Below are 24633 nucleotides of genomic sequence, written 5' to 3' on the forward strand. Positions count from 1 at the left end.
CCGCGGGGCCCTCCTATGGACTACCGGGACAACCCGAACTGCCATTATCCGGGGGTCAACTTTGGACGCCGATAGGGGGTCAACTTCCAATGCCGTTTGACATTCTGCGCGATACCCAGTGCCTTCGCGTGCCCAGTGGTGAACACGATCTGGATGTGGAAGCCTTTGTTGCCCGAGTAATTGACCGTGATTCCCTCGAAGTCGATCCACTGCGAGCACGCCTTGTAGAGCCTGCCCACGGCGCAATTCAGAGGCTTTCCGTCGTGGCTGCGGCACCACGCCATTTGCCTTTTGAAGAAGGGGAGATCGGTCTGGTCGAACTCGTAGGTCATGACCTGAAATTGGCCCCAGACGACACGATCCTTGGGTGCGACCCATTTTTCTTCACCGTCCACGATGACCGGGGGTGGTGGGATCGATAGCGGATTGGTGAAGTAGGTCAGCCCATGCCAAGCATCCGGGAATTGGAGCATGGTCTGGGCGAGAAGATGGTTTTTTCCCGCGACAAACTTATCCAGCGCCACCCCTAAGTAGAATTGCTGGGCAGGCTGGAAAAACTGCGGGGCAACCACTCGATTGTGAAACTCCCCCATGGAAAACTCGATTGCGTTCTTGAATTGGCGGACCTCTTTCGGCCCCAATACGACGGATGCGTATTCTAAAAAATCCTTCATGTTCTACCCTACACCCATTCAGTGGATGACGGGAGATAGTTGAGGGTGGTTCCAACCGTGATCTCGCGGACATGACTCCAAGAGCATCCCGTCGCGAGCATTTTACCATGCCGGATTCGTCGCCCGCAATATTCATGGAGTGCGTGATGCGATTGGATGTGGGATTGGGTAGAAGCGGGCAAAACCCGCTCATAAGACTGGTTCCTTATATATATATATGGGTTCTGTCCTTACGGGTGGGTTTGCCGAAAAATACACGCCCTACATTCCCATCGCATCACGCCAACCGGGACTACTTCTTCGACTTCCATTCTAGCGCAGATGTCGGCGGCATGCCCCAGCATGCCAACGCCATCAGTTTCTTGGTGAGATTCGGAGATCGATGGTCGCCGGGACACTTTCCAAAACCATGGCGGAACCCACCTCGGACTGACGGAGGCTCGTTTTCCAAAACCGGGGTGGGGACGAGTTCTGGAAATCGTTCGTAATTCAGTGGGTTGTGGAATGGGTTAGGGCCGGTTGGCGAGGAAGTCGTTCATTGCACTGAAGGCGTTACTCGTAATCAGGGGGCTGGCCGGGCATGGGTCTCTGACAACCCCCGTTGCGGTAGCCGCAGGACCGAGCCGCCAGTGCTGCCCGCGATTATTGATGATGAGCCGGTCACCTTGCTTCGCCAGAGGGAACACGGCGTCCAGCAGCCATCGGCGTATAAAAATCGACGATGGAAGGCGTGGGATCATCCGCTGATTTTCTTTCTCTTGGCTGAGGCGGGGGCTGCGATAGGTGCAGGCATTGACGACCACGACCTTTCCGGGACCGATCAGGTGACCGTAGTTGGTGTCGTCATAGTAGCGCGAGACGAATGACCAATCGGCGTGCGATGGATCATCAATCCGCGCAACATAAGCCTTGATAGCCGCTTCGTCGGAAAACTCACTGGGGGTGATGGCCGGATCATATTTGGCGTTCGCTCCAAGAATGATCACGGGGGCGGTCAGGACATGCCCGACATATGGACTGACCGGATAGTCGAGGTTGAAGGTGTGAGGACCAGCATCGAGCACCTTACGGTCTAACCGATGTCCCCACTGCCCTTGATCATCGACCTCCTGTTGCCCGCGCCAGAAGGTGACAATATCTTCTATGTGCATCAACGATCCCCCTGCGTCAGTGCGGGCCGGATGAATCGCTGCCCCCCCGGATAATGATGTCGGATGAGAGGAGGCGTGGATAGGACGGTGAAACCATCATGGAAGGCCGCCCACCATCATCAAGCTGGCGACCTAAATATCGGTATGCCGACACCGATCTCCCTCACTGACTGTCCCAGCCTTATCGACCTCATGCTGACCGCCGACGAACTTGGTCCGAGCTTCACGGTCAGGGGCGTGCCGTGTTCGGTGGGAAACATTGGGGATCACGCCTGCCTCGAAGCCGTTACGGAAGATTTTGGCCTGAGGGTGATTTTCCCCGGATGGTATGCCGGAGAACATGGGCGGCCCGCCTACATCATAATCGTGGGCGAACCTCACCTATGCCTCCAATGGCTCCCCATGGATCCCGCCGACAAAAACACACTGATCCAGCGCCTATCGCTCAACGCAACCGACAGGATGCTCGCCACATTGGCGGTTTGATCGTCATCTCCTGCCCCACTTGGGTAACCCTATCCGGCACACCGGCTGAGACACGATCCGCGTCTCATATGGATCGTTTTTCTTGACGAAACAGCGATCTGTGAGAGGGTCTAAGAGCCATGCGAGACACAGAAGACGCGATGCGGTTGGTTACGCAGAAGGATGAGGAGGGATGTGGCATCGCCTGCGTGGCGATGTTGGCGGGCACCACCTATGCGGTTGTGGCGAAGACCTATCGCCGGGTGTGCGGCAAAAAGCCCGGCGACAAGGTGGAGGGCACGGCGCTTTCGGAACTCAAGGAGATCATGCGCCAACATGGCGTGCAGATCGAGGGCCGAGGCCGCTGGATCGGCAGGCGCAGGCCGGATGAACTCGATCTCGATTGCCCGGCCCTCATCAAGATGAATCCCCGGCAGGAAGGGGAGAGGTGGCATTGGGCGATTTGGGATCATCGTGGTCGCACGCTCCTCGATCCAAAGGTGCCTGCCTACAAGCGTCAGAAGTTCATCTCCTACTGGCGGCTTCGGTTGGCCCCAGAGCAAGGAGCATGATGATCACGGCCACTGGACAAGGAGCACCGATGGGCAAGACGCTGGGCTACGCGCGGATCAGTTCGGATCAGGGGCAGGATATCGCCTCTCAGAAGGCGATGTTGGAGAAGCTGGGCGCGGTAGTGGTGTTCGTCGATGTCGGCAATGGATCGTCGCTCGACGGTCGTGACCAGTTGGAAGCCGCCATTCGCTTGCTCGATGAAGGCGACACCTTGCTGGCCCTCCATCCTGACCGTCTTGCCCGCGATACCGCCGACCTGCTGACCATCGCCAAACGGGTGATCGAGAAGAAGGCGGTGCTGCGGATCAACGATCCCACCATCATACTCGACGGCACCGATATCATGGCCGAGGTGATGCTGACCGTTTTCGGGTTGGTGGGGATGATGGAGAAGCACTTCATCAAGGCGAGGCAGCGCCGGGGCATTGAGGCTGCGAAGTTGAAGGGGGTCTATAGGGGCCGTCCGGTGACGATCAGCTCGGACGCTGTGAAGGAACTTCGCCAGCAGGGTCTCGGCGCAACTGAGATCGCCAAGCGTCTCAAGATCGGCCGCGCATCGGTCTATCGGGCCTTGTCGGCGTGAGCATGTGGTTGCCCGCGGTGCAGCAATCAGGCGATGGCCTCAGGATCAGGGGCGTAGGCGGGTAACAGACATCTCATGGAGACCTGATGCTCGACCTCGCCACTACGCTTGCCATCATAGCCGCTAGCGTCACCATCATCGGGGCGCTTGGGATTATCGTGGCGATGTCCCGCACCCCGGAACACCGAAGCCGCCGACCACCCAGTCAGCACCTTGATCCTCGGCGTAGATAGAGCCAGCCATGTTCAAGACCTGCCCACCTACAGTCCCGGCATGAAGCAATGGGCCTCAATGGGCACCACGACAACCGCCGAAGTCCGGTATAATCACCGGCAGTAATCGCTGAAAATCGTGAACCACCATGAGGGGATACATGAAAAAACCTGATCTCTCGGGCGTCAAGGCAAGTGTCGAGAACGGACTGGCCGTCGCCAAGGAACGCGCCGAACCGGCAGCCAAGCAGGTTTATGAAACAGGCCGCTCAGCCCTTCGAACCAAAGCCGGGAAGAGACTGGCAACCGGCGCTGTAGCAGGCGGCGCAATCGGCTTCGCCCTTCCTCTGCTGAGCATCGCCACAGGAGCTGCCCTCGGCGCTGGGGTAGTGCTCCTCATCAAAACCTTGCAGGATCGGGACACTGAATAGCACCGAGCTACGGAGCGAAGAATGGGACTGTTCGACCGTAACGGGAATGATCGGACCAAGGATGGCCCGAAGGTGAAGAATGGGCCGAACAAAGGGCTGACCCGCGCGAAGAATGCCGATGGTCGCTGGCGCGGAAAACGCGACGACGCAGGGAAGCCCCGAAAAGACCCCTCGGAATCGTAAGGAGCGATGCGTGCCAGACCGTGATCCCGAGATCATCGACTCCGATCTCTCCCGCACCGTCACCCGCCATGGCATCACCGTAACGGTCCACATCTATCGGCTCAAACACGATCCGAAATGGACGCTCGAAGTCGTGAATGAAATCGGCACATCGACGGTCTGGGACGATCCGTTCGAAACCGAACAAGCCGCGCTCGACGCGTTTGAAACGGCCCTCGCCGAAGAGGGAGTCGAGACCTTCCTTGACGGGAGCGATGCCGAGACCCTGCACTGATCCGAGGATCGTTCATGCCCCTTCAAAACCGTGTCGATCCGCTCAACAATATCGTCGCCAACGACTCTCGCGGCATGCTCATGGGCAATCGCGGATGCCTCCACGATGACCAGAAGCAGATCGCTGGAAAACGATGGACCACGCATAGCTGGGTCACCTGTGCCCTGAGCTTCAATGGTCGGAAACGCGAGCTCATGGCTCCCCGCAATTATACCGAACTCTTCTTCCTCGACGAAGCCACCGCATTAGCGGCCGGTCATAGGCCGTGTTGGGAATGCCGTCGAAACAACTACACCGCGTTCATCTCGGCGTCGAAACAAGCGCACAAACTGCCCATGGATGAGAAGCTCACCGTGAAGGAAATCGACAAGGTGATGCATCGAGACCGCACCACGGCCATCGCAGATCGCGCCCCCATCCTTGGTAATGATTTGCCCGATGCGGCAATGGTTATCGACGGTGAGAAGCGTATCTGGGTCCGATGGCAAGGAGCCTTCTACCAATGGTCCTTCGAAGGTTATGGCACAGTCCAAGACCAGTTTGACGGCCCCGTCAAACTGGTCACGCCGAACAGCACCATGCGCGTTCTTCGCCATGGCTATCGCGCCGGAATGCACCCGACTCTCTGCCCGCCCGTTTTAGGTCCCACTCCGGAACCCGCTAAACCCGTGCGAAGCGCAATAATTCGTAAGATCCAATGCTTACGATGGCAATTACTGACCGCGCCCGTTACACACCAAAGCCGCCTGCCACCGCTATCCGCTGACCTGTGACGTAGCCCGCCTGGTTCGAAGCGAGGAAGACGGCTGCGTGGCCGATTTCCTCTGGCTGCCCCCATCGCTTCAAGCACAAGAGTTTCTGAACGTCCCTCGTCCACGCCTCGTCGAAGACCCCTGCCGCCGTCAGTTCTTTGAACATGCCGGCCTCGATCACGCCGACCAGCACGGAATTGGCACGGATGCCGTTGACGCCTTCTTCCTTCGCTATCCCACGGACGAGTGCCTCGATCGCACCCTTTGGTGCAACGGAAAGCACGTCCTTTTGCGGCCACCACAAGTCACCAGCCGAACCGAGATTGACATAGGATCCACCCCCGGAGCGACGAAGTTCCGGGAGGGTCGCCTTCACGACATTGAAGAAGCCGTTGACGTCCTGCTCGACAGCTTCGTTCCACTGGTCGTGGGTCACGTCGGCGATATCGACCTGCGCCGTCAGCATGGCAGCGGCGTAGACGACGGTGTGGATGCGACCATGCGCGGCTCTGACATCTTCGACGAGCTTATCAATTGTCGCCCGTTCACCAGTTGTGACGCGGTGACTGGTTACGTTGCCGCCCAATTCAGTGATGGCTGCCTCCACCTGATCGGCTTTCTCTTTACGGCGCCGATAAGTGATCGCGACCGGGGAACCCGCTTTCGCGAATTCCTGGGCGACGACACCGCCGATACCCCCGCTGCCGCCAATGATGAGAGCGCACCCATCGGGAAATCTCCTGCCGGTCATTGGTCCTCCGCTTTCACAAGCCATGTTTCGAAGCTGTGATTTGTCAGGCTCGCAGGATCACGCCAAGCGACACGCGTGACCGCCCGCGCGCCTAATTTTGGAGGGCCATCGAACGGATGGTGCAGGGGACGCATATCGGCCCACCGATCATAGCGACGGGTCCTGGCCCCTCAGATCGGCGGGCTCGACGGGCCTGATCGCCATCAGCACCGCATACCAGACATCACCTTGCCGATGCACCGTCCGGGCTTCCTCGCCCAATTCCATGACCGCGGCGGAGAATTCGGTGACGATGGCCTTCAATCTTGCGGCTTCCGATCGCGAAAGTTTTATGGTCTTGAGGTCCCACATGGCGGACGGCTGCGAGTAATCCATCTCGGCAAAGCCCTGCTTTACGACCTTGTCGAAAGCGCGGCGCACCGGTCCGTCGGGCCGCCATTCGATCACCTTGCGCGTAAGGAGCTTGACGCGATTGCCCGGCAGTAGGTCGATAAGCCGCAAGCGGTCCAGAAAGACGAGGCACTGGATAAACTCCGGCTCGTCCAGCTCGAATTCTCTCCTGATGTCCTCAGGCGGCCAGCCATATCTCAGCATCCGGAAAACGAAGGCGTTGAATAGATTTTCCGACAGAATGCGCTCCTGCTCGTCGGTAAGGACCGCCGGCCGAGGATCGACCTCCTGCTCGGCGAGCCGGGTAAGCTCGGAGAGCGATAGATCGACCAACTCGCCAAAGCGCTGAAGAACCTCGATCGTCATGCCGTGACCGGCCAGGTAACGCTTGACGGTTCGCTCTCCGACGCCAAGCTCGCGCGCGACGTCGGCATATCTTAGCCCCTTCGCCCGCAGCAGGTTTTTGAGCATCTCCATGATCCGAGGGACTTGGTCTGTCGTGCGCTCTTGCATGGCAGGAGACTGACGCAACGAAAACGGCGTCGCAAGCGGTGCTGGCTACGCCGAAGGGCCACAAATTGCCGGTCCCAGCGTCACGACATGGCCCTTCCCAGATTTTCCCCGCCGGTGCGTCCTGCTCGCTTGCGAGCCCCCACCCTTCTGTGCAGCCTGATTTCCACGCAATTTCACACATGAAGCGGGGCCGGGACAGGCTGGCGGGCTCCGCCAAAGCGGCGTGGATCAAAGGCAGCAAATGCCTTGCTTTCATTGTCCGGGGGAGGAGAGGAATGGCTATCTGGCGAAGGATATTTCGAGGCAGTTGCACGCTGTCGTCGATCATCGCTCTCTCAACGCCGTGCATCGCGCAATCTTCCGAAATGACCGGGCAACCGAACCAGGCGGGCACCGACAAGCTCGAAGAGATCGTTGTGACGGCGCGTCGTCAAAACGAAGCGCTTCAGGACACGCCCCTGTCAGTGACGGCGCTCGGCACCGCCACGCTCGAGCGACATAATGTCGCCAATCTCGAGGCGATAGGGGACATCGTGCCCAATCTCGATATCGCGGTCACTGCAGGCAGTACCACGGCCGCCAACATCTATATCCGCGGGATCGGTACCTATGACTACCAGATCTACACAGATCCCCCGATCTCGATCTACATTGATGGCGTTCTCATCGCGCGACCAGGTGCGGCACTGTTCGATCTCGTCGATCTCGAACGCGTCGAAATCTTGCGCGGGCCGCAGGGAACGCTATTTGGCCGCAACACGACGGGCGGGGCGATCAACATGACGACCCAGGCGCCGCTTGATCGGGCGTCATTCCGACAGCGGGTCGGTTATGGCACGGACGACGAATTCACTTTTCGCACCGCGATCGATAGCGGTGAGATCGGCTCTTCGGGCCTATATGCCAAGCTTGCTTATTCTCATCGACAACGCGACGGCTACGTCCGCAACCTTAACCGTGGCGGAAGTCGCGATCCGGGGTGGTTGGACAGTGACGCGATTTGGGCAAGCCTGCGTGGCGATCTTGCGGATAATCTGAGCTTCCAGCTCAACCTGGACTATTCCGACTATCGCGCCCAGCAGCCGCTTTCGCAGATCGTCGCCGCCGACGATGACGTCATCACCTATTTCTCGAACTCCGAGGCGCTTGGAGGCGATCCCTTCCAGTTCGGAACGGGCCGCGTCAAACGCGCCTTTGCGGGATATCAGCCTGCTGATCACAGCGAATTCTTCGGCACATCCCTCAAAGTTGATTATGACGTGTCGGACGACATTCTTATCCGGAATATCACCGGCTTCAGGTCGAACTCCATCAACGAGCACAGCAATCTGGGTGGGCAGGGACGCCTCAAGGGGATCGTCCTCGATCCGGGAAGCGGCACGACCAGCGTGGGCGATGTCACGCCATGGACATTGCCGCATAACGACACCAGCGACGATCAATTCACCAATGAACTTCAGCTCATCGGCAAATCAGGGGATCTGTCTTACACTCTGGGCTTGTTCTATCTGGAATCAGATGGGTCGCTCATCAATACCAACCTTTTCACGTTCGTATTGCCGGGCGGAACCATCGGTATAAACCAGAATCTGACACGCCGATTCAAATTAAAGACACGATCCTATGCGGGCTACGGCCAGGTTACATACAAACCTGGCTCCATGGATGAAAGACTCGAGCTCAGTGCAGGCATAAGATACACGTCCGACAAGAAGAGGATCAAGGAAAACACCACATTCAATGAAATTCCAACAAACGTCCGGGAAGCATCCGATAGTTGGGATAATGTATCTGGCCTCGGCTCGATAAGCTATAAATGGACACCGTATCTACTCACCTACTTGCGGGTTTCTACTGCTTATCGCGCCGGAGGCTTCGTTCCCAACACAGTCGGCAGCTATGATCCGGAAAAGGCCATCGCCTACGAGGCCGGCATAAAATCGGAGTGGCTCGACAGCCGCGTGCGATTCAATGCGTCGATCTTTCGGACCAACTACAAGGATCTGCAGATACAAAATACGATCCAGGGCCTGCCGGTCGTCACCAATGCGGGTCGAGCGGTTTACCAGGGCACGGAGGCGGAACTGACAGTCATGCCCGTGCGGGACCTGCAGCTTCAGGCGAGCATAGGATATGTGGACCCGAAGTATAAATCCTATCTATTTGTTGATCCTGTTACAGGCGATTCGATCGATCTTTCCGACGAGGCAAAATTCAACGGCGTTTCCAAGGTCAACGCCGCTGCCGGCTTCCAATATTCTACAATGATTTCGGATGTGGGCCTTCTGACGTTCAGCATGGACTATTCGTACAGAAGCAAGAAATACTGGTTCCCGCTAACGAGATTGACACCCTACAACCCCGACGTGGCCGCCGGAGCGAGCAACAATCTCGCCGCACGACTGGCGCTGTCCGATGTGGAGGTATCTGGCGTCAAGCTGGGATTCGAACTGTGGGTCGACAACATCACCGACGAACTCGTCCGCGCCGCCGGGCTCGATTTCGGATCGTTCGGGACGGTGGTGTACGAACGCGGCCGCACGGTGGGCCTGAACGTGCGCGCGGAATTCTAGAATTCCAGCATAAGCGGGCGGGGCCACTGCCCGGGTTTCCGAAACAGGAGGACGAAAGATGCCGAAATTCCTGATGACTGTCCGGTCCAACGCCACGCCAGGCAAGGACGAAGAATATAACCGCTGGTATGATGAGTTCCACGTACCCGAACTCTTGATGACGCCGACGCTTGTTGCCGCTCAACGCTTCCGGATTTCGGATGTCTCACCCGCCGATTATCCCGGCTACCTCAAACCGGAGTTCCGATACCTGACGGTATATGAGATCGAGTCTGAGAGTTTGGAGCACACACGCGAGGTCCTCTGGGCGCCATCGAACATTGCCCGCATCAGGAAATCCGACGCATTCGACTCTTCACGAGTTGATTGCAGCCTCTACGTGCCGCTTGGCCCGCGCGTGACGGAACGCTGATGAAGATCCAGCCCAACCGCGTTGAGCCGGTGGCACCCCGCCAAGCCTGGCTTGACGTGGTCAGCGGTTAGGTGTTCCCAAAGCAAGCCATCGACGCCTTGCGGAAGGGGCTCTCGCAGACAAGGGTAGCTGAATCGCTCATTCGCATTGGCCGGGTCGACACGGATTGAGGCCTGTCTTCTCGCGGCTTCCGCTAGAGCATGCCTCGGTTGAGCAAGCCCCACCGGCGTCGATCAAGTTGCTCCATTCGTTCCTGCCTGCCGACGCGGCGGCAGGATTTCATCGAGTCGCCGAGCTGATCTTTGGTGAGCCGTGTCATCATTGGCCGCGGTGGTCTGTCCACGCCAATCCAGCGGAATGTTATATAGCCTTCGGAGTGACCAGAGGCGTCGAGCCAGTTGGGAACGCCCGGATCATCGTGTGAGATCAGGATCGTCATCATTCCGTCCGGATCGAGCTCCGCATAATGGCGGTTGGTGCTCGAAAAGCGGTCGCGATAGTCCATGCTCTCCCACCACGCGTTCCCCAGTTCGACCGACCAATACCGCGCGGCTGGTGGTTTCACGCGAATAACGAGGATCTCATCGGGCTGAAGCTGCCAATAGGCAATTACCGGCTCACCGCCCGGTGTGGCGTCGACTTCGTTGGTTTCCAGCTCGCTATAAGCCAGAAACGTGTGTGGTCTTGCCTTCCATCGGGAAAGCATTTCCGTCCAGTAGCGGACCGATGGACCGAGCCACGTGGCCGAGCGTTTCAGCCCCTGCAGAAGCTCTTGCGACGCCAGAACCGGCCGCGGTGCATCGCAACCGATGCGCTCGATCATCGCGCGCATCGGTTGCTCATTCTCCCAATCGGAGAAGAATTGGCGGATGGTCACCCTGTAGGTATCCGGTGAGGATCGAAGCCAGTTTGGTCCGCAGGGGTCCGGCCCGATGTTCAGCTCGAACCTGCCGTCGGCCGCGACTTCCAGCTCATCTCCTAACAGGATGGCAGCGGCCCGTCCGCCAAAGGGCGTTTCCCCTTTCTCCACCGCGGTTATCGCCACATAGTCCGCGGTTCCGCGATGCCCCTGTATTCGGTAGTGGTCGAGACCGTTGATCGGCGCGCCCAAATAGAGCGCGTCCGGGTTATCACCTCCCTGCTTGCGGACGGGATCGAAATAGTGCGCCAGCTCGGGATGCAAGGGGTCGGCATTCTCCAGTTCGAACTGCAAGGCCAAGGCAATGTTGCGGGCGACCTGTCGAAGCCCCGCTGCCCGATCCACGCCTCCGTTTGGCGCCGAAGGGAGGAAGGCATTCTCGCCGGCTCGTTTGAGTTCCTCACAGAAGGCATTCCACCCCGAACGGAGGGCCGCGATATCATCTCCCATGGTCAGTCCTCATCGGGAACGTCGAATCGTTGCTGGTATCTGCTGTAGAGGTCGCGCTGGTGACGCACTTCGGCATCCTCGCCAACACCATATTTGTGCGCACCGAACTTTCCCTTGGGCTTACCCTCAAGATAGCTCTCCATCGCAGCTGCCGCACCGGCATCGAGCGTGATCCCCATTCGCTCGTAGAGTCCGGAGATGGCACCTTCAGGATCATTGATCAGATCGGCATAGCGGGAGGCGAATATCTGCGAGGCGGGAACCGCACCTGACTCGACCCAATCGATAAGCTGGTTCAGCCTCGCCGCTGTCGCTTCGGGCGTCATCAGCGCCTCGAACGCCATCACATCGAACGGCTGATTGCTCCGCATCCAGTACAAGGTCGCCAGCATATTGGTGATCGAGGCGTTCGCCTTGATCGGGTCGCGGTGGGTCACGACCAGGCGCGCGTCAGGAAAGACGTTGAATAGCGTAGGAAGATAGCCGAGATGCGACGGCGACTTGAGCAGCCAATGTCGCCTCGGGTTGCGCCACTGCAAGAGCTTGAGAACCCTGCGATAATATTCCAGCGCCGGCGTCATGTCGGCACTCGCAAGCCACATGCTGTAACTGGCCATCGGCGCCTTCGACGGCATATTGTCGCTGCGGAAGGAGGCTTCATAGACGGCCACGCATTCCGCCGGAATCCAGCCCCCGCTTTCGTGCATGGCCTGCCATGGCGGTGCCGCTCGTCCCCATTGCGTTAGCAGATGGTGAGCCGCCTCGGCGCGCGGATCGCTTCGATAGGTTTCAGTTTCGGGTGGAGGGCACGGAAACATCGCCTCCCAGCTGCTCGGAACGCCGAACTGCGAATCCTGGGACAGGAGTTCGAATAGTATCGACGTGCCCGAGCGTCCGAGGCCCGTGATGATGACGGGCGCATCGATCACCTCGTCATCAATCTCGGGGTGAAGCCGGTAGGCATGTTCAACCCGCAATCGCGCTTCGAGGAGATTGAGAAGTTCGTTCCGTGTCATAATACGGCCGAACAGGTGAAGATCGGCATCATCGTCGAGCGAACGCGTCAGTATTTCGAAGGGTTCTCGCCAGTCGTTTTCGCCGAACTCCGACAGGCCGGTACGTCGCCTGGCGGTCTCGATCAGGTTCTCCGCATCGAGCGGAACGATCGCCGCTGGATCCATATGCCGGCTCTCGTCAATGATCGCCGCCAGCCAGCCGGGCCGTTCCGGCGGCAGCCAGTAACGTGACGCGCCACTCACTGGGATGCCCCCGATGGCTTCATCGCCGCAGCAATCCGAGCCTTCATCGGTTCGACCCATTCCTCCTTAAGGCGCGGTGAAAGCAGACCTGCCGCATCGAGCTCGTCGCAAAGGACCATCTGATGGCCGATGTCGAACATATCCGTCTGGCGAATGAACTTGCCCTCGCCACCATATGTGATGAACGAAACGCCGTGCGTCTCGTAGTGGCGACCGTCTGGTCGGAGACCGGGCCCTCTATTCATCCAGTGCGTGATGATCTGGTCGCCGTTGATCGCATAGCTCACATAGGGAAAGGTCCAGCCTTCCCAGCCCGACCCGACATCCATGTCCCGGCCATAATGTGTGCGCCTGATTTCCTCACGCCCGTTCGCGACGACCGGCATGACGCCGCCATAGTCGCAATTGTAAACGCAGTCTTCGTGATAGAATTCATCCGCAAGCCAACCCCAGCTGTTTCGTTGCTCGCTTTCCTTGAATGCCGCGATCAGCCGCTCGACAGTATCGGTCATATCCTGCTGAAAATAGCTCATCTTCCTCTCCCTCGTCCCTTCTAGCTGAGGCAAGTCTCGTCGTTGAAAGCCCGAAGCTGACGGATCAGGCCATGCTCGTTGAAGGTAAGTGTTTCGAAGACGCTCAGCGAAACCGTCCCTTCGCCACGAAGCGAAAGGTTCGATCGAAAGCACAAAAAGGCCTCGTCGCCGTTTACAACAAGGCGCTCCAATTCGTTGGAGCACTGCCAACCGGCCTCGATACTTCCATGCCAAAAGGTGACGAGTGCGTCCCGGCCTCGTATCACGGGTGCGCCTACGGGCTCTTCGACAACTACATCTTCGGCAAAAAGGCTGACGCGACCCGCGATGTCGTCGCTAGCATAGGAAGACAGATAGGCGTGCACGACACGCTCGATATGAGCCCTGGTCGAGTGGGCAGGAATCGCCGAATAGGTTTCCAGAAAAAGGTCACGCAGCATCACGCCTCTCCTCAGAAACTTGCTCGAAGTTGGACGCCGCCATTGCGCGGGCGATTGTAGGTGACCCCGCCGAAACCCAGCGAGCCATAGTCGATGCCACCAATGATAACGTGCTTGTTCAACAAGTTACTAACCCAAGCGGAAATCTCCACTTTTCCGCTACCCGCCGATATGTCGCCAAGCGCGATACGGGCGCTGAGATCATTGTCCGCACCGCCAGCGATGGCAGCGTTGAACGGGCTGTCCCGGTCGAGGACATTCCAGTAGCGACCGCTCTTATAGCTATAGTCGACGCGCAAGGAGAGTTCACCGATGCCGACCTGCGCCTGATATTGTGCGGCTAGGCTTGCGGTGGTCTTCGACACATAGGCAAAGCGCGCCTGATCGGCGACGTCGATCACCTGATCGGTTACAGGATCGCGATACAGGAACTCCTTGTACTTCGGATCGACATAGCCGACCGATGCCTCGAGGCGCAGTCCGTCGACCGGGAGTGCCGCGACCTCGAGTTCGAAGCCTTGGTACGTCGCTCTGCCCGCATTGACAGTTTCGTTAGTGGTTCCGCTCGATCCGGCAACAAATTGGGTGACCTGAAGATCATCATAATCCGTGTAGAAGATCGTGCCGTTGAACCGAAGGCGGCGATCGGCCAGGTCGGCCTTGATGCCAAGCTCCCCCGATAACGCCTTCATGGGACCATATCCGTCATTGACGCTCTGCGGGTTGAAACCGCCGGCCTTGTAGCCGCTCGCGATCCGCGCAAACGTCATCACATCGGGCGTCCACTTGTAGCTCACAGAGGCCGTTCCACTGAAATTGTCGAATGAGCGATGCAGCGATCGGGCCGGCAGTGGAACGCCATCCGAACTGTTCTGTTGGTCCATAGCGCGCCGGTCATGCGTGTAGCGGCCGCCTAGCGTCAGCTCGAGACGGCCGTCCGATGACGATGGCCGCCAGCTGGCTTGGCCGAACCCCGCAAAGGACTCTGCGTCGGCGGAATAGGCTGTGGTTGGCTGGATATTGAGCGCGGCACCGCCGCCCAGAACGAACGTCAGAAAATAAGGTGCGAATTCGCTTACATTCTCGTTGAAATAGTAGAGGCCGGCAACATAGTTCAGGTCTTCAGCTTCCCCAAGAACTTGAAGTTCCTGTGAAAATTGGTCCTGCTTACGCTCGGAGGATGGAAGCGCGGCATAAGGGCTCACCGGGACCGCGCCGGAAATCCCAAGCACCTCGCCCAGCAACGGCCCATTGCCATCGAGTTGAGTGTTCTCGCGGATCGACAAGCTCCGCCACGCGGTGATGGACTTGAGGCTGAGGGCGTCGCTCACGGCATATTCGGCCGTCAATGCATTGCCATAGGCAATGATCTTCGACGGCGGCAGCGTTCCGGCTTGCGCAAGCCTGGAAAGGTAACGCTCCGACACGACGAAGGGCGCCCCACCATAATTTGGGGACCGCGAAAAATAATCTATCACTGCCTGGGATGCCGCGCGAATCTGCGATGCATTGCTGACCGCGTGGGTGCGCGTGTAGTCGCCGCGATAATCCAGCGTGAAGTTCGAACTCAGCTCCGCGATCACCGCAGCGGTTGCGCCCGTCGTCCGGACCGAGCCCGGATCGTCGTTCGCATCCGTCAGGACATTGTCCACGAATCCATCGCGCTGCCGCCGATAGAGGCCCAAGCGAGCCTTGACTCCGGATGAACCGAGGTAACCCGTATCGATGGAGCTGCTCGCCACCAGTTCGTCATCGCTGCCATAGCCAAGGCGGACATCACCGCCCAGGTCGGCGGCCGGCCCACGGCTAACGATGTTAAGCGCACCGCCGGTCGTGTTGCGGCCAAAGAGCGTACCCTGCGGCCCTCGCAGGACCTCGATTCGCTCCAGGTCGATAAGGTCGAGCAGATTGCCTGACATGCGCGCGCGGTACACGCCGTCGATATAGACGCCGACCGACGCGTCATTCGTGAAATTCGGCGCATACTCGCCGATGCCGCGGATGTAGGCGACCAGTGTCGAGGCAGCATTACCCGGACTGACGGACAGACTGAGATTGGGGACGCGAGCATCGAGATCGTCACTTGAGCGAATGTTCATGCTCTCGAGGGCCGATCCCGTAAGAGCCGTCACCGAAAGGGGGGTGTCCTGTAGCTTTTCCTCACGGCGCCGCGCAGTCACGACGATGTCCTCGAAGCCATTTTCTGTCGTGCCGGCTTCGGGAGTCGATCCTTGGGCTTGAGCCAGGAACTGCGTGTTGAAGCCGCCAAGCATGAGCAAAGCAATCGCACGCAACGACACGCAAACTATTCGCCTTTTCATCCCCACTCTCCCATGCCTTCGGACGCTGGCCCTTCGAGGAGCCTGTCGTCGCCGTCGCGACCGGAGCGAGTTGCGTCAGGTACAAGCCTCCCATCGCGCGATTGCGCGTTGAGCGGCTTTTTACCGATCAGGTCGCTCTGGTGAGTGAATGGCCTTCGGCTCATCCACGTTGGGTGGGTGCTATATCGCGGCCCTGTCCCGCAATGCCTTTCTGCAAGCGATCAGCGTAGTTTGAGAAAAGCGATCAGATATTGACCGGTAAGACAAACGCTCGCGGGATTTTTAGCTCATTCTTGCAGCATCTGTCGCAGTTCTACTGGATGGGCGGCCGTGATCACGCAGTGCCATTCTGTCTGCGCGCGATGTTGACGACGGTCGTCGAGCGCGAGCGCGCGGACCGACGCCACAAAATCCTTCATCAGAAGATCAAGCTGGACGATCGAAACCGGCGATAACTTGACCGTCTCCAGCTCCCACATGGATTTCGGGCCGTTATAGTCCATCGTAGCGAACAGCTCGCGGGCTGATCGATCGAATGTGCGTCTCACCGGTCCGCCCTGATGCCAGTCGGGATATTTGACCGTCAGACTGCGTACCTTGTTGTTTGGCATCAGGCGGATGAGTCCCAGCCGGTCCAGCTGAACTAGGTGGGAGATCAACTCCGTCTCGCTTAGCCCGCATTCACGGCGCACTTCATCGGGCGTCCACCCGTAGCGCAGCATATAGAATACGAATGCCCGCATGACGTTTTGCGCGAGACCCCGCTCCTGCTGGTCGCTCAACCGATGGATGAGCCCCTGCTCGCCATTCAGCGCCATTTCGGCTAGATCGATTATGCGGATGTCCGCGATCTGACAGAGCTTTTCGAGGATGCTGAGCGACATGCCCTTGCCCGATAGATATCGGCGCACAGTCACTTCGCTCACCCCGAGCTCTTCAGCGATTTGCGCCTGGCGAATTCCTCGGTCGCGAAAGGTCCGCCTCAAGGCAGAGAGCAACCTCTCGACGTCGCGCTTCTGGCCCGTTGTTTCGAAGTGCTGCATCACTCGCCTCCTTCCGGGTCCTTAATTTTGAGGAGGAGGGTAACATTGGCGCAAGCCGCCTGTAGCGGGACACGACTTTGGGACGGAGCATTCGGTAGGTTTTACGGACATTAATTCGCTGCAACACTACATGCTATGAATGGCCATTCCTCGAAGTAGAGAGGGTGTCATTGTAAAGTTCTTTGAAGGCCTCCGGTTTTTTTAAAACCTGATCAGTGAGTCTTGCGCAGGAGAAGTTTGGCTCGCTCGCTGACCAAGTCGGCCAGGACGCTGTCTGCTGCGGAGTTTTGATCTAGGACGGCTTGGCACAATTGCCTGATCCTTCGATGGAGATAGGGCGCACCAATTCCGATCTCCTCGGCGAAACGGTCCCAGTGACGCGGTTCAATCTCTTCCAGTTTTGCCTTCTTGACGATCTTCATCGCGAGCTTGGCCGATAGCTCGGCATAAGCGACAGTCGACAACAGGTCGTAAAGGGGTGCGAGCCGGACCAGCCCGCCGACGTGCAGCAGGCTGAAATTCTTGGCGTGCGCATCGGCGTTTCCGATGATCAGGTTGAAGATCGCAGCGTCAGTGAGTTTGAGTATGTCACGGGCCGGGCGTGTCGCCGCTTTGCGCAGGAGCGCGAAGATGTCCCGGAACGTTGGTCCGCCTTCACTCGAGTATTTGCGCTGCGATGGCACGCCGAGCGCCTGCGCGAAGTCCTCCTGGTGCAGACGGATCATTCGCCCGTCGCCATCGACCTGGCGGTCGTAGCGTTCGATGAGAAGAAAGGACCTGTCCTCGACCGTATGCATAGTGACGGGTGCTACGTCGAGACCAATCGCAGCCGCGAGCGTCATGCAGTAGAATTCGTTCTCGGTCGTTCCTTCGAAACGCGCGATCGGGGGCTTCAGGATATGACTCGTGGGCTGCCCGGGAGCAGGCAGCGCGATCCGACCGTCGACCAGCAGGACTGGAAGCTTGGACTGGGCACCGGCCAGCGACAGGCGAAGTCCACCTTCGCCGGCGAGCATCGGCCTGATCGGCAGGCGATCAAGCAACGCTACCAAGCGGTGGTCATCAAGAATATCGGGCTGTCCATCGCTCCACGCCGGTGGCGTTTCGCCTTGCGGCAAAAGCATCAGAGCGCCCGCGACTTCACCGCCCAAGTGCTCCAGCAACCGGAAGTCATTGCCTGCGGAGACGCCCAGGGCCCTGGCAATGGCTACGCGTTGCGAATCTTCGGGCAGCATGCCCTCGAAGAATGGTTGGCATTCGCGACGGCCAAAAGGCTCCCGGCGCTTGGGCAGTGAAAATGAAAGAGCGCGTGCTTCGCTATCCTCCAGCCAAGCCGACGCGTATGCAAACTGCATTTCGCCAATCTCGTCCAGCTGCAGTGTTCCCGCGAGCTTGCCGTTCCACCATACTGAAAGTGCGTCGCTCACAGATTACCTGAAGGTGTCGCGATCGAGATTTCGCAGCCGAGTGTCGCCAGGACTTGCAACGCCTTCCCGAGTTGAAGGGTCGGCTTGCCGGACTCGAGGTCCACGATAAAGCGCACGCCGACACCGGTTGCCGCGGCAAGCTCCTCTTGCCGCAGGCCCTGTGCCTTGCGTTCCTTTCGAACGATGCCGCCTATCGTTAACGCGTCCATATTCCCGATCGGGAATATCGGGCACAATTCCGTTGAAAGCAACCGCAATATTCCCGATCAGGAATATTTCTCTCACGGAGGCAGCCGATTCAAAAAATTTTCCCGATCGGTAAAACCTATTCCTTCACTCCGCTGAGCAGAATGCGTGCGCGCGCCCTAGCGCCATCTAGCGCCGAACGGATGGCGATGCGGTGAGGCTGGTTACCCTCAAGCGATACACCGCCGAGCAACGGAGGTGGCTCGGCGGTCGGGTGCAACTGCTGCAGACGCTCGTTCGCGAAGCTTGCGAACGGTGCCTCGAGACGCTCGCCAAGGTGGCCTAGCGGCCGACCACTTCCTTCAATCGCTTGAGATCGCGGACGACCCATTTGGCGTCGGCCGAGAAGCGTTCGTCGTCCATGTCGGGCTGCCGGAACAGAGTAAGCATCACCTCGGCGCCGCTCCCATTCTGAATCACGCGCAATGGGACATAGATCTCACTCCCATCGTCGAGCTCCACCCAATGGTCCATCACGCCATGGTCGTTATAGGGCGTGAAGCGGATGCGGACGGTCCCTTCGGCTCCGTCCGCCAGCCAGCCTTGGTCATTCTTCCGCAACTCGGATTGCGCCAACCCCGACGCCCATTTCGGGAAGAATTCCGGCCGCCAGATCTGGTCGTAAAGCGATCGCCATTCCCGGTTGATCGAGACGCTGAAAGTGCGCGACGGCAGCATAATCTTCTCCATTGGGGCGCGAGGCATGGCCCGTACGCCGATGTCTGCGGACTGTCACGGACGGGAAGTCGGCCCGGTCTGCGTTCATCGACCGAATGGTCTGCGCGTCCACAGGTGAATGGCATCGGTTTGAGCGGTGGTTGAAGATCGGCGCCATGACCCTTGTGCGCGTCGAAGGCCTTGAGGCGCTGATCGACCGGCATCGCCTCGCCATTAACGAGAGTTGCGACGATCGTGGCTTGTGGCGTGCGCATCGCCGGTTCATAGGCGCCGCCCCAACCGTCTATAGCAACACTCCCGGAGAGCCCATTCGATGTCCCGTCCGGCGCTCGGCCTCGACTTTGGCACAACCAACAGCGTCGCTGCGCTCGGCAGAAATGCAGGTCAGTCGGAACTGGTGACATTTGCCGGCGAACAGGCAACCGGCGAGGTTTTCCGCTCCGCGCTATGTTTCTGGCATGACGAAGGCGTGCGCGGTGGCCTGGCCCACGAGGCCGGGCCTTGGGCCATCGCCGAATATCTCGAATATCCCCAGGACAGCCGCTTCATCCAGTCGTTCAAGTCGGTCGCCGCCAGCGCTTCCTTCGAGCACGCTTCGGTGTTCGAGAAACGCTTCCGCTTCGAAGAACTGGGACGACTGTTCCTCGAGCGGCTGGTTGCCCATGCCGGAGGCAACCTCGACGACAGGCCTGAGAGAGTCATTGTTGGCCGGCCGGTCGAATATGCCGGAGCCCGTCCCGATGCGTCGCTTGCCCGTGAGCGCTACGACCGCATGTTCGAGGGGTTCGGGACGGAGATCCATTATGTCCATGAACCACTCGGCGCCGCATTCAGCTATGCGTCCCGGCTGACCGAGCCTGCCACCATCCTCGTCGCCGACTTTGGCGGCGGCACGAGCGACTTCTCCGTCGTCCGGATCGGAGCGCCCGGCACGACCCGCCGCTGCGTGCCGCTGGGATCGGCTGGCATCGGTATCGCCGGCGATCGGTTCGACTATCGCATCGTCGACCGTTTGATCCTGCCGATGCTGGGCAAGGGTGGCAATTATCGATCGTTCGACAAGCTGCTTGAGATCCCGCGGGGCTATTTTGCCGACTTTGCGGACTGGTCGCGACTTGCGCTCATGCGCAATCGCCGGACGATGGAAGAGCTTCGCCGGCTTCAGAAGGCGGCGGTAGACCCCGACGCCATCGGCCGGATGATCGCGCTGATCGACAATGAACTGGGCTATCCGTTCTACGATGCGGTCGGGCAGCTCAAGAAGACCCTATCCACCGACCATCACGCGCCGTTCCGATTTACGGGCGGGGGGCTCGCAATCGAGGCCGAGGTGTCCCGCGCGGAGTTCGAGAGCTGGATTGCGGAAGATGTGACGAGGATCGAGGCGACCGTGGATCGGGCGCTTGCCAATGCCTCAACATTGCCGGCCGATATCGACCGCGTGTTTCTCACCGGCGGATCATCGCTGATCCCGGCGATACACTGGCTGTTCGAACGGCGGTTCGGTGCCGAGCGGATCGCCACCGGCGGTGAACTTACATCCATCGCTCACGGCCTCGCGTTGCTCGGTCAGGAGGAGAATTTGGCGGAGTGGGCCAGTGATTGAGCGGATGGGATGACGGCTCTGTCGGACGGTCCGGACAGGCAGGAATCGGCAAGCAATCGCCTGAAGCGGCGGTTCGATTCCGCCTCTGCTCGCGGCCTCGTTTCGTCCCCTTCGTCGGTCGTTCCTGACAGTCGGCTTCATGCCTACGTGGATAGGAAAGCACTTGAGCAGAGAGCTGGCGATCCGTTGGTGTGACAGGCATCGGCAAGGCTTGCGGACATGGGCTCAGCGAGCGTCCGGTCGCGCCGAGTTGCTCCCGATAGGGTCGGACCACTGAGGAGTTTTGTGGCGATCCATCAGGCTCCGATCCCGCCGGGAGCCGAGCGCGATTGGACGGGGCCGACGGGTAACGGAACCAGTCGCCCCGACTTATTGCAGGACGGGAGAAGCACAGACCCAATCCCCGCGCCCGCCAGCGCAAGCGTGACCTATGGCCAGCCCTCGGCGGTGGGCGGCTTGCGAGGCATTGCTTTCCCTCTCAATCCTCCGGTCCACTCGCCCCGGATCGTGCATGCTGCGTCCAGGCATGAGCCTCTCGACCACGTCAGACGGGGGATCGTTTCAATGCAGGCTGCGTTGGAACTAGCAGAATAACGGCGGAGATCTGAATGCCGCAGCGCGGGGACAAGGCCAATTTCGGAATATCGGGACTGGATGACATCACATCGGGCGGATTGGCCCGAGGCCGACTGTTCCGCCTCGAGGGCAGTCCCGGGACCGGCAAGACAACGATTGCGACCCAGTTCCTGATGGCGGGCGTGGCCGCCGAGGAGCGCTCGCTTTATATTACCCTTTCAGAAACCGAGGATGAGTTGCGACTTGGTGCCGCATCCCACGGATGGTCGCTCGAGGGCATCGAGATTTTTGAACTGGTCCCGCCTGAGAGCCTGCTTGATGACGATCAGCAGCAGAGCCTGCTTTATTCGTCAGATTTGGAGCTGGGCGAGACGACCAAGCGCATATTCGAGGCGTTCGAGCGGATCAAACCTGAGCGCGTGGTCCTCGACAGCTTGTCCGAGATCCGGCTGCTGGCGCAGTCGTCTCTGCGTTATCGCCGCCAGATCCTCGCCCTCAAGCATTATTTCGCGCGCAGTACGGCAACGGTCCTCATGCTGGACGACCTTTCAAGCGAGGCGAACGACCGGACGATGCACAGCGTCGCGCATGGCGTGATCCGCCTGGAAGAGCTCTCCCCGGAATATGGTGCTGAGCGCAGGCGGCTTCGTGTCATCAAATATCGGGGGCAGCGCTATCGCGGCGGCCATCATGATTTCGTCATCGATACCGGCGGCGTCCGCGTGTTTCCCCGGCTCGTTGCAGCCGAACACAAGTCGAACTTCGATCGCGAGGTGCTGCCGAGTGGATTGCCAGAGCTGAATGCCTTGCTCGGAGGCGGGGTTGAGCGTGGGTCAAGTGTCCTTATCCTCGGTCCCGCCGGCACAGGAAAATCGTTGCTCGCGCTGACGTTCGTCGTGTCGGCAATCAACCGCGGCGAAAGCGCGGCCATGTTCGTTTTCGACGAGGAACTGGGCCTGCTGTTCCAGCGCGCGCTCGGGTTGGGCATTGATTTGCAGGCGATGGTCGATACGGGTCGTCTCGCGATCGAACAGGTTGACGCAGCAGAACTCACTCCGGGCGAATTGTCCGAACGCGTCCGCCGCTGCGTGGAGGACAATGATGCCAAGACCGTCGTGATCGACAGCCTCAATGGCTATCAGGCCGCCATGCCGGAAGAGCAGGCGCTCGTTCTGCACATGCACGAGCTGTTGCAATATCTGAACCGGCAGGGCGCCTCGACCTTTCTCACTGTGGCGCAACATGGGCTCGTCGGCGACATGAAAGCGCCCGTCGACGTGACCTATCTGGCCGACACGGTCGTCCTGCTGCGCTATTTCGAAGCGCTTGGACGGGTGCGGCGCGCGATCTCGGTCATCAAGAAGCGCACGGGCGCGCATGAGGACACGATCCGCGAATATCGGATCGACCAGCGCGGAATAACCCTTGGCGAGCCCATCATGGGGTTCCAGGGTGTTTTACGCGGTGTCCCGACCCTGGTCGGGGAAACGTCGACGCTGATCGAACCGGTCGCGTGATTCCGCATCTTTCCGAGCGTGCGATCGTGCTCGCCCCGCAGGGTCGGGATGCCGCGGTCGCATGCGCCATGCTGGCCGAAGCCAGGCTTCGTTGTGAGATTGCGAAGACTCTACCCGAATTCGTTGCGCTGCTGCCGCGGGAGCCGGCTTCGGCCTGGTCGCTGAGGAAGCGCTGACAAGTGCAGACGTCCAGCCACTCGTCCGATGGATTAACGGGCAGCCAGAATGGTCGGACTTTCCGTTCATCCTGATCACGCAGCGTGGCGGGGGATTGGAGCGCAACCCGGCCGCGGGTCGATATCTCCATGCGCTCGGTAACGTGACATTTCTGGAGCGACCCTTTCACCCCACGACACTGATCAGTCTTGCTCAATCGGCACTTCGTGGCAGGCGCCGTCAATATGAGGCGCGCGCCCGTCTCGACCAGCTTCGCGAGCTTGCGGCGGTGCTGGAACAACGCGTCGAAGAACGCACGGCCGAACATGCGGCCGCCGTGGCCCAATTGCATGAGGCCCAGAAACTCGAGACCCTTGGCCAGCTGACGGGCGGTGTGGCGCACGATTTCAACAATCTGCTCACCCCTATCGCGGGCGCCCTCGACATTCTGCAGCGCCGCTATGGCAACGAGGATCCGCGCTCCGCGAGGCTTCTCTCCAATGCGCTGCTGGCGAGCGATCGTGCAACCGTCCTCGTGCAGCGCCTGCTGGGTTTCGCACGGCGTCAGGCCTTGCAGACCCAGGCTGTCGACTTGTCCGGCCTGCTCAACGGTATGCGCGATCTGATCACCAGCTCGATTGGGCCGACGATCGAACTTCACATGCAAACGGATCCGGACGCAGGGCTGGCATCGGCTGATCCCAACCAGCTTGAGCTCGCGATCCTCAATCTTTGCGTGAACGCGCGTGATGCCATGCCACAAGGTGGCGTGCTGAGTGTCATGACAGAGAGGGTCGCGATCGGCCCTCGCGATGCGCCCCATCTCACTCCAGGTCTCTATCTCAAACTGTCGGTCATCGACACCGGGACGGGCATGGATGCGGAAACGCTGACTCGAGCCGTCGAACCCTTCTTTTCGACCAAGGAAACCGGACGCGGCACTGGGCTCGGCCTGTCGATGGTTCATGGCCTGGCGGCACAGCTTGGCGGCTCTTTCGCGCTCACCAGTGTGCCGGGAGAAGGTACGCGTTGCGATCTGTACCTTCCGGTTGCGGAGGCCAAAGACGTTGTCGAAACCAACGTAGCGCGAAAGGTCACCCACGTGGCCGGCCGCCCGCTTCGGATTCTGCTGATAGACGACGAGGAAATCGTTCGCGTCGCGACGGCGGAAATGATCCGCGATCTTGGCCATTTTGTCGCGGAGGCGGCAAGCGGGTCGGAAGGACTGGCGAAGCTGACCGAAGGACTCGAGGTTGATGTCGTGATCTCGGACTATAAAATGCCTCGCATGAACGGCGCCGAGCTTGCGAAACGCGTGCGCGAATTGCGTCCACAAACCGCCCTACTCATCATCACCGGCTACACCGGCACCGCCGTAGATCTGCCCAAACATCTGGCGCGTCTCGCCAAACCATTCAATCAATCGGACATTGCCAACGCCTTGGGTGCGCTGGTCGACGTCGACGACAAAATCGTTCGATTGATTGGAGCATAGGACGCAGTCGGCACGCTCGATGGAAAAGCC

General features: G+C 59.5%; 25 protein-coding genes. 12 read left to right on the forward strand and 13 right to left on the reverse strand.

Features of this window, described 5'->3' with window-relative positions; genetic code table 11:
• Positions 1 to 44: 44 nt before the first annotated feature.
• Positions 45 to 674, reverse strand: a complete 630-nt coding sequence (locus tag ACFB49_RS16305) for a hypothetical protein (protein ID WP_380872308.1) — start codon at positions 672 to 674, stop codon at positions 45 to 47.
• Between the two features lie 509 nt (positions 675 to 1183).
• Entirely contained in the window at positions 1184 to 1825 is a 642-nt protein-coding gene (locus ACFB49_RS16310) for a hypothetical protein (protein WP_380872309.1), read from the reverse strand.
• Between the two features lie 75 nt (positions 1826 to 1900).
• Between ACFB49_RS16310 and ACFB49_RS16315 the strand changes: the two genes are divergently transcribed.
• From ACFB49_RS16315 to ACFB49_RS16345, 7 genes are all read left to right on the forward strand, one after another.
• The gene (locus ACFB49_RS16315) at positions 1901 to 2311 is read left to right on the forward strand and encodes a hypothetical protein (RefSeq protein ID WP_380872310.1); all 411 of its coding nucleotides are present in this window, start codon (positions 1901 to 1903) and stop codon (positions 2309 to 2311) included.
• A gap of 146 nt (positions 2312 to 2457) precedes the next feature.
• Positions 2458 to 2862, forward strand: coding sequence for a hypothetical protein (locus ACFB49_RS16320; protein WP_380872311.1), 405 nt, complete (start codon positions 2458 to 2460; stop codon positions 2860 to 2862).
• A gap of 29 nt (positions 2863 to 2891) precedes the next feature.
• Positions 2892 to 3446 (forward strand): recombinase family protein, encoded by a 555-nt coding sequence (locus ACFB49_RS16325; RefSeq protein WP_380872312.1) that lies wholly within the window; start codon positions 2892 to 2894, stop codon positions 3444 to 3446.
• A gap of 373 nt (positions 3447 to 3819) precedes the next feature.
• On the forward strand, positions 3820 to 4089 hold the full coding sequence (locus tag ACFB49_RS16330) for a hypothetical protein (RefSeq protein ID WP_380872313.1): 270 nt from the start codon (positions 3820 to 3822) through the stop codon (positions 4087 to 4089).
• 21 nt (positions 4090 to 4110) lie between these two features.
• Positions 4111 to 4272: a hypothetical protein gene (locus ACFB49_RS16335; protein ID WP_380872314.1), complete on the forward strand. Its 162-nt coding sequence runs from the start codon at positions 4111 to 4113 to the stop codon at positions 4270 to 4272.
• Between the two features lie 10 nt (positions 4273 to 4282).
• Entirely contained in the window at positions 4283 to 4546 is a 264-nt protein-coding gene (locus ACFB49_RS16340; protein WP_380872315.1) for a hypothetical protein, read from the forward strand.
• 14 nt (positions 4547 to 4560) lie between these two features.
• Positions 4561 to 5319 carry a hypothetical protein gene (locus ACFB49_RS16345; RefSeq protein WP_380872316.1) on the forward strand — a complete coding sequence of 253 codons (759 nt, stop codon included), beginning with the start codon at positions 4561 to 4563 and terminating at the stop codon, positions 5317 to 5319.
• Here the strand turns inward: ACFB49_RS16345 and ACFB49_RS16350 are convergent.
• Positions 5276 to 6049 carry an SDR family NAD(P)-dependent oxidoreductase gene (locus ACFB49_RS16350; RefSeq protein WP_380872317.1) on the reverse strand — a complete coding sequence of 258 codons (774 nt, stop codon included), beginning with the start codon at positions 6047 to 6049 and terminating at the stop codon, positions 5276 to 5278. The genes ACFB49_RS16345 and ACFB49_RS16350 overlap by 44 nt on opposite strands.
• Positions 6050 to 6196: 147 nt before the next feature.
• Positions 6197 to 6910: a helix-turn-helix domain-containing protein gene (locus ACFB49_RS16355; RefSeq protein WP_380872318.1), complete on the reverse strand. Its 714-nt coding sequence runs from the start codon at positions 6908 to 6910 to the stop codon at positions 6197 to 6199.
• Positions 6911 to 7227: 317 nt separating this feature from the next.
• Here ACFB49_RS16355 and ACFB49_RS16360 point away from each other — a divergent pair, with 317 nt between their 5' ends.
• Both ACFB49_RS16360 and ACFB49_RS16365 read left to right on the forward strand, forming a co-directional pair.
• Positions 7228 to 9525 (forward strand): TonB-dependent receptor, encoded by a 2298-nt coding sequence (locus ACFB49_RS16360; RefSeq protein WP_380872319.1) that lies wholly within the window; start codon positions 7228 to 7230, stop codon positions 9523 to 9525.
• A gap of 58 nt (positions 9526 to 9583) precedes the next feature.
• The gene (locus ACFB49_RS16365; RefSeq protein WP_380872321.1) at positions 9584 to 9937 is read left to right on the forward strand and encodes a hypothetical protein; all 354 of its coding nucleotides are present in this window, start codon (positions 9584 to 9586) and stop codon (positions 9935 to 9937) included.
• A gap of 193 nt (positions 9938 to 10130) precedes the next feature.
• Here the strand turns inward: ACFB49_RS16365 and ACFB49_RS16370 are convergent, their stop codons facing one another.
• The 9 genes from ACFB49_RS16370 to ACFB49_RS16410 form a co-directional block, all read right to left on the reverse strand.
• Positions 10131 to 11306: a DUF1214 domain-containing protein gene (locus ACFB49_RS16370; protein ID WP_380872322.1), complete on the reverse strand. Its 1176-nt coding sequence runs from the start codon at positions 11304 to 11306 to the stop codon at positions 10131 to 10133.
• A 2-nt stretch (positions 11307 to 11308) separates the two neighbouring features.
• Positions 11309 to 12565, reverse strand: coding sequence for a sulfotransferase family protein (locus tag ACFB49_RS16375; protein ID WP_380872323.1), 1257 nt, complete (start codon positions 12563 to 12565; stop codon positions 11309 to 11311).
• Positions 12562 to 13098, reverse strand: coding sequence for a nuclear transport factor 2 family protein (locus ACFB49_RS16380; RefSeq protein WP_380872324.1), 537 nt, complete (start codon positions 13096 to 13098; stop codon positions 12562 to 12564). Before ACFB49_RS16380 ends, ACFB49_RS16375 begins: the two co-directional genes overlap by 4 nt.
• 20 nt (positions 13099 to 13118) lie before the next feature.
• Positions 13119 to 13538, reverse strand: a complete 420-nt coding sequence (locus ACFB49_RS16385; RefSeq protein WP_380872325.1) for a nuclear transport factor 2 family protein — start codon at positions 13536 to 13538, stop codon at positions 13119 to 13121.
• Positions 13539 to 13549: 11 nt separating this feature from the next.
• Complete coding sequence (locus ACFB49_RS16390; protein ID WP_380872326.1) at positions 13550 to 15838, reverse strand: TonB-dependent receptor; 2289 nt, start codon at positions 15836 to 15838, stop codon at positions 13550 to 13552.
• 308 nt (positions 15839 to 16146) lie between these two features.
• The gene (locus tag ACFB49_RS16395; RefSeq protein WP_380872327.1) at positions 16147 to 16902 is read right to left on the reverse strand and encodes a helix-turn-helix domain-containing protein; all 756 of its coding nucleotides are present in this window, start codon (positions 16900 to 16902) and stop codon (positions 16147 to 16149) included.
• Positions 16903 to 17114: 212 nt separating this feature from the next.
• Positions 17115 to 18329 (reverse strand): type II toxin-antitoxin system HipA family toxin, encoded by a 1215-nt coding sequence (locus tag ACFB49_RS16400; RefSeq protein ID WP_380872328.1) that lies wholly within the window; start codon positions 18327 to 18329, stop codon positions 17115 to 17117.
• Entirely contained in the window at positions 18326 to 18538 is a 213-nt protein-coding gene (locus ACFB49_RS16405; RefSeq protein ID WP_380872329.1) for a type II toxin-antitoxin system Y4mF family antitoxin, read from the reverse strand. Before ACFB49_RS16405 ends, ACFB49_RS16400 begins: the two co-directional genes overlap by 4 nt.
• Before the next feature lie 319 nt (positions 18539 to 18857).
• Complete coding sequence (locus ACFB49_RS16410) at positions 18858 to 19253, reverse strand: polyketide cyclase (protein WP_380872331.1); 396 nt, start codon at positions 19251 to 19253, stop codon at positions 18858 to 18860.
• A 313-nt stretch (positions 19254 to 19566) separates the two neighbouring features.
• On the opposite strand from ACFB49_RS16410, the gene ACFB49_RS16415 reads away from it, so the two are divergent.
• The 3 genes from ACFB49_RS16415 to ACFB49_RS16425 all read left to right on the forward strand — a co-directional run bounded on the left by ACFB49_RS16415 (position 19567) and on the right by ACFB49_RS16425 (position 24603).
• Positions 19567 to 20859, forward strand: coding sequence for an Hsp70 family protein (locus ACFB49_RS16415; protein ID WP_380872332.1), 1293 nt, complete (start codon positions 19567 to 19569; stop codon positions 20857 to 20859).
• A 608-nt stretch (positions 20860 to 21467) separates the two neighbouring features.
• Positions 21468 to 22952 (forward strand): ATPase domain-containing protein, encoded by a 1485-nt coding sequence (locus ACFB49_RS16420; protein WP_380872333.1) that lies wholly within the window; start codon positions 21468 to 21470, stop codon positions 22950 to 22952.
• A gap of 271 nt (positions 22953 to 23223) precedes the next feature.
• Entirely contained in the window at positions 23224 to 24603 is a 1380-nt protein-coding gene (locus tag ACFB49_RS16425) for an ATP-binding protein (RefSeq protein ID WP_380872335.1), read from the forward strand.
• Positions 24604 to 24633: the final 30 nt, after the last annotated feature.

Source organism: Sphingomonas sp. DBB INV C78 (assembly GCF_042693015.1).
Taxonomy (GTDB): domain Bacteria; phylum Pseudomonadota; class Alphaproteobacteria; order Sphingomonadales; family Sphingomonadaceae; genus Sphingomonas_E.

Coding starts and splice junctions, on each gene's coding strand:
- ACFB49_RS16305 (WP_380872308.1), bottom strand. CDS start 674: ATGAAGGATTTTTTAGAATACGCATCCGTCGTATTGGGGCCGAAAGAG.
- ACFB49_RS16310 (WP_380872309.1), bottom strand. CDS start 1,825: ATGCACATAGAAGATATTGTCACCTTCTGGCGCGGGCAACAGGAGGTC.
- ACFB49_RS16325 (WP_380872312.1), top strand. CDS start 2,892: ATGGGCAAGACGCTGGGCTACGCGCGGATCAGTTCGGATCAGGGGCAG.
- ACFB49_RS16330 (WP_380872313.1), top strand. CDS start 3,820: ATGAAAAAACCTGATCTCTCGGGCGTCAAGGCAAGTGTCGAGAACGGA.
- ACFB49_RS16335 (WP_380872314.1), top strand. CDS start 4,111: ATGGGACTGTTCGACCGTAACGGGAATGATCGGACCAAGGATGGCCCG.
- ACFB49_RS16345 (WP_380872316.1), top strand. CDS start 4,561: ATGCCCCTTCAAAACCGTGTCGATCCGCTCAACAATATCGTCGCCAAC.
- ACFB49_RS16350 (WP_380872317.1), bottom strand. CDS start 6,049: ATGACCGGCAGGAGATTTCCCGATGGGTGCGCTCTCATCATTGGCGGC.
- ACFB49_RS16355 (WP_380872318.1), bottom strand. CDS start 6,910: ATGCTCAAAAACCTGCTGCGGGCGAAGGGGCTAAGATATGCCGACGTC.
- ACFB49_RS16360 (WP_380872319.1), top strand. CDS start 7,228: ATGGCTATCTGGCGAAGGATATTTCGAGGCAGTTGCACGCTGTCGTCG.
- ACFB49_RS16365 (WP_380872321.1), top strand. CDS start 9,584: ATGCCGAAATTCCTGATGACTGTCCGGTCCAACGCCACGCCAGGCAAG.
- ACFB49_RS16370 (WP_380872322.1), bottom strand. CDS start 11,306: ATGGGAGATGATATCGCGGCCCTCCGTTCGGGGTGGAATGCCTTCTGT.
- ACFB49_RS16380 (WP_380872324.1), bottom strand. CDS start 13,098: ATGAGCTATTTTCAGCAGGATATGACCGATACTGTCGAGCGGCTGATC.
- ACFB49_RS16385 (WP_380872325.1), bottom strand. CDS start 13,538: ATGCTGCGTGACCTTTTTCTGGAAACCTATTCGGCGATTCCTGCCCAC.
- ACFB49_RS16395 (WP_380872327.1), bottom strand. CDS start 16,902: ATGCAGCACTTCGAAACAACGGGCCAGAAGCGCGACGTCGAGAGGTTG.
- ACFB49_RS16405 (WP_380872329.1), bottom strand. CDS start 18,538: ATGGACGCGTTAACGATAGGCGGCATCGTTCGAAAGGAACGCAAGGCA.
- ACFB49_RS16410 (WP_380872331.1), bottom strand. CDS start 19,253: ATGCTGCCGTCGCGCACTTTCAGCGTCTCGATCAACCGGGAATGGCGA.
- ACFB49_RS16415 (WP_380872332.1), top strand. CDS start 19,567: ATGTCCCGTCCGGCGCTCGGCCTCGACTTTGGCACAACCAACAGCGTC.
- ACFB49_RS16420 (WP_380872333.1), top strand. CDS start 21,468: ATGCCGCAGCGCGGGGACAAGGCCAATTTCGGAATATCGGGACTGGAT.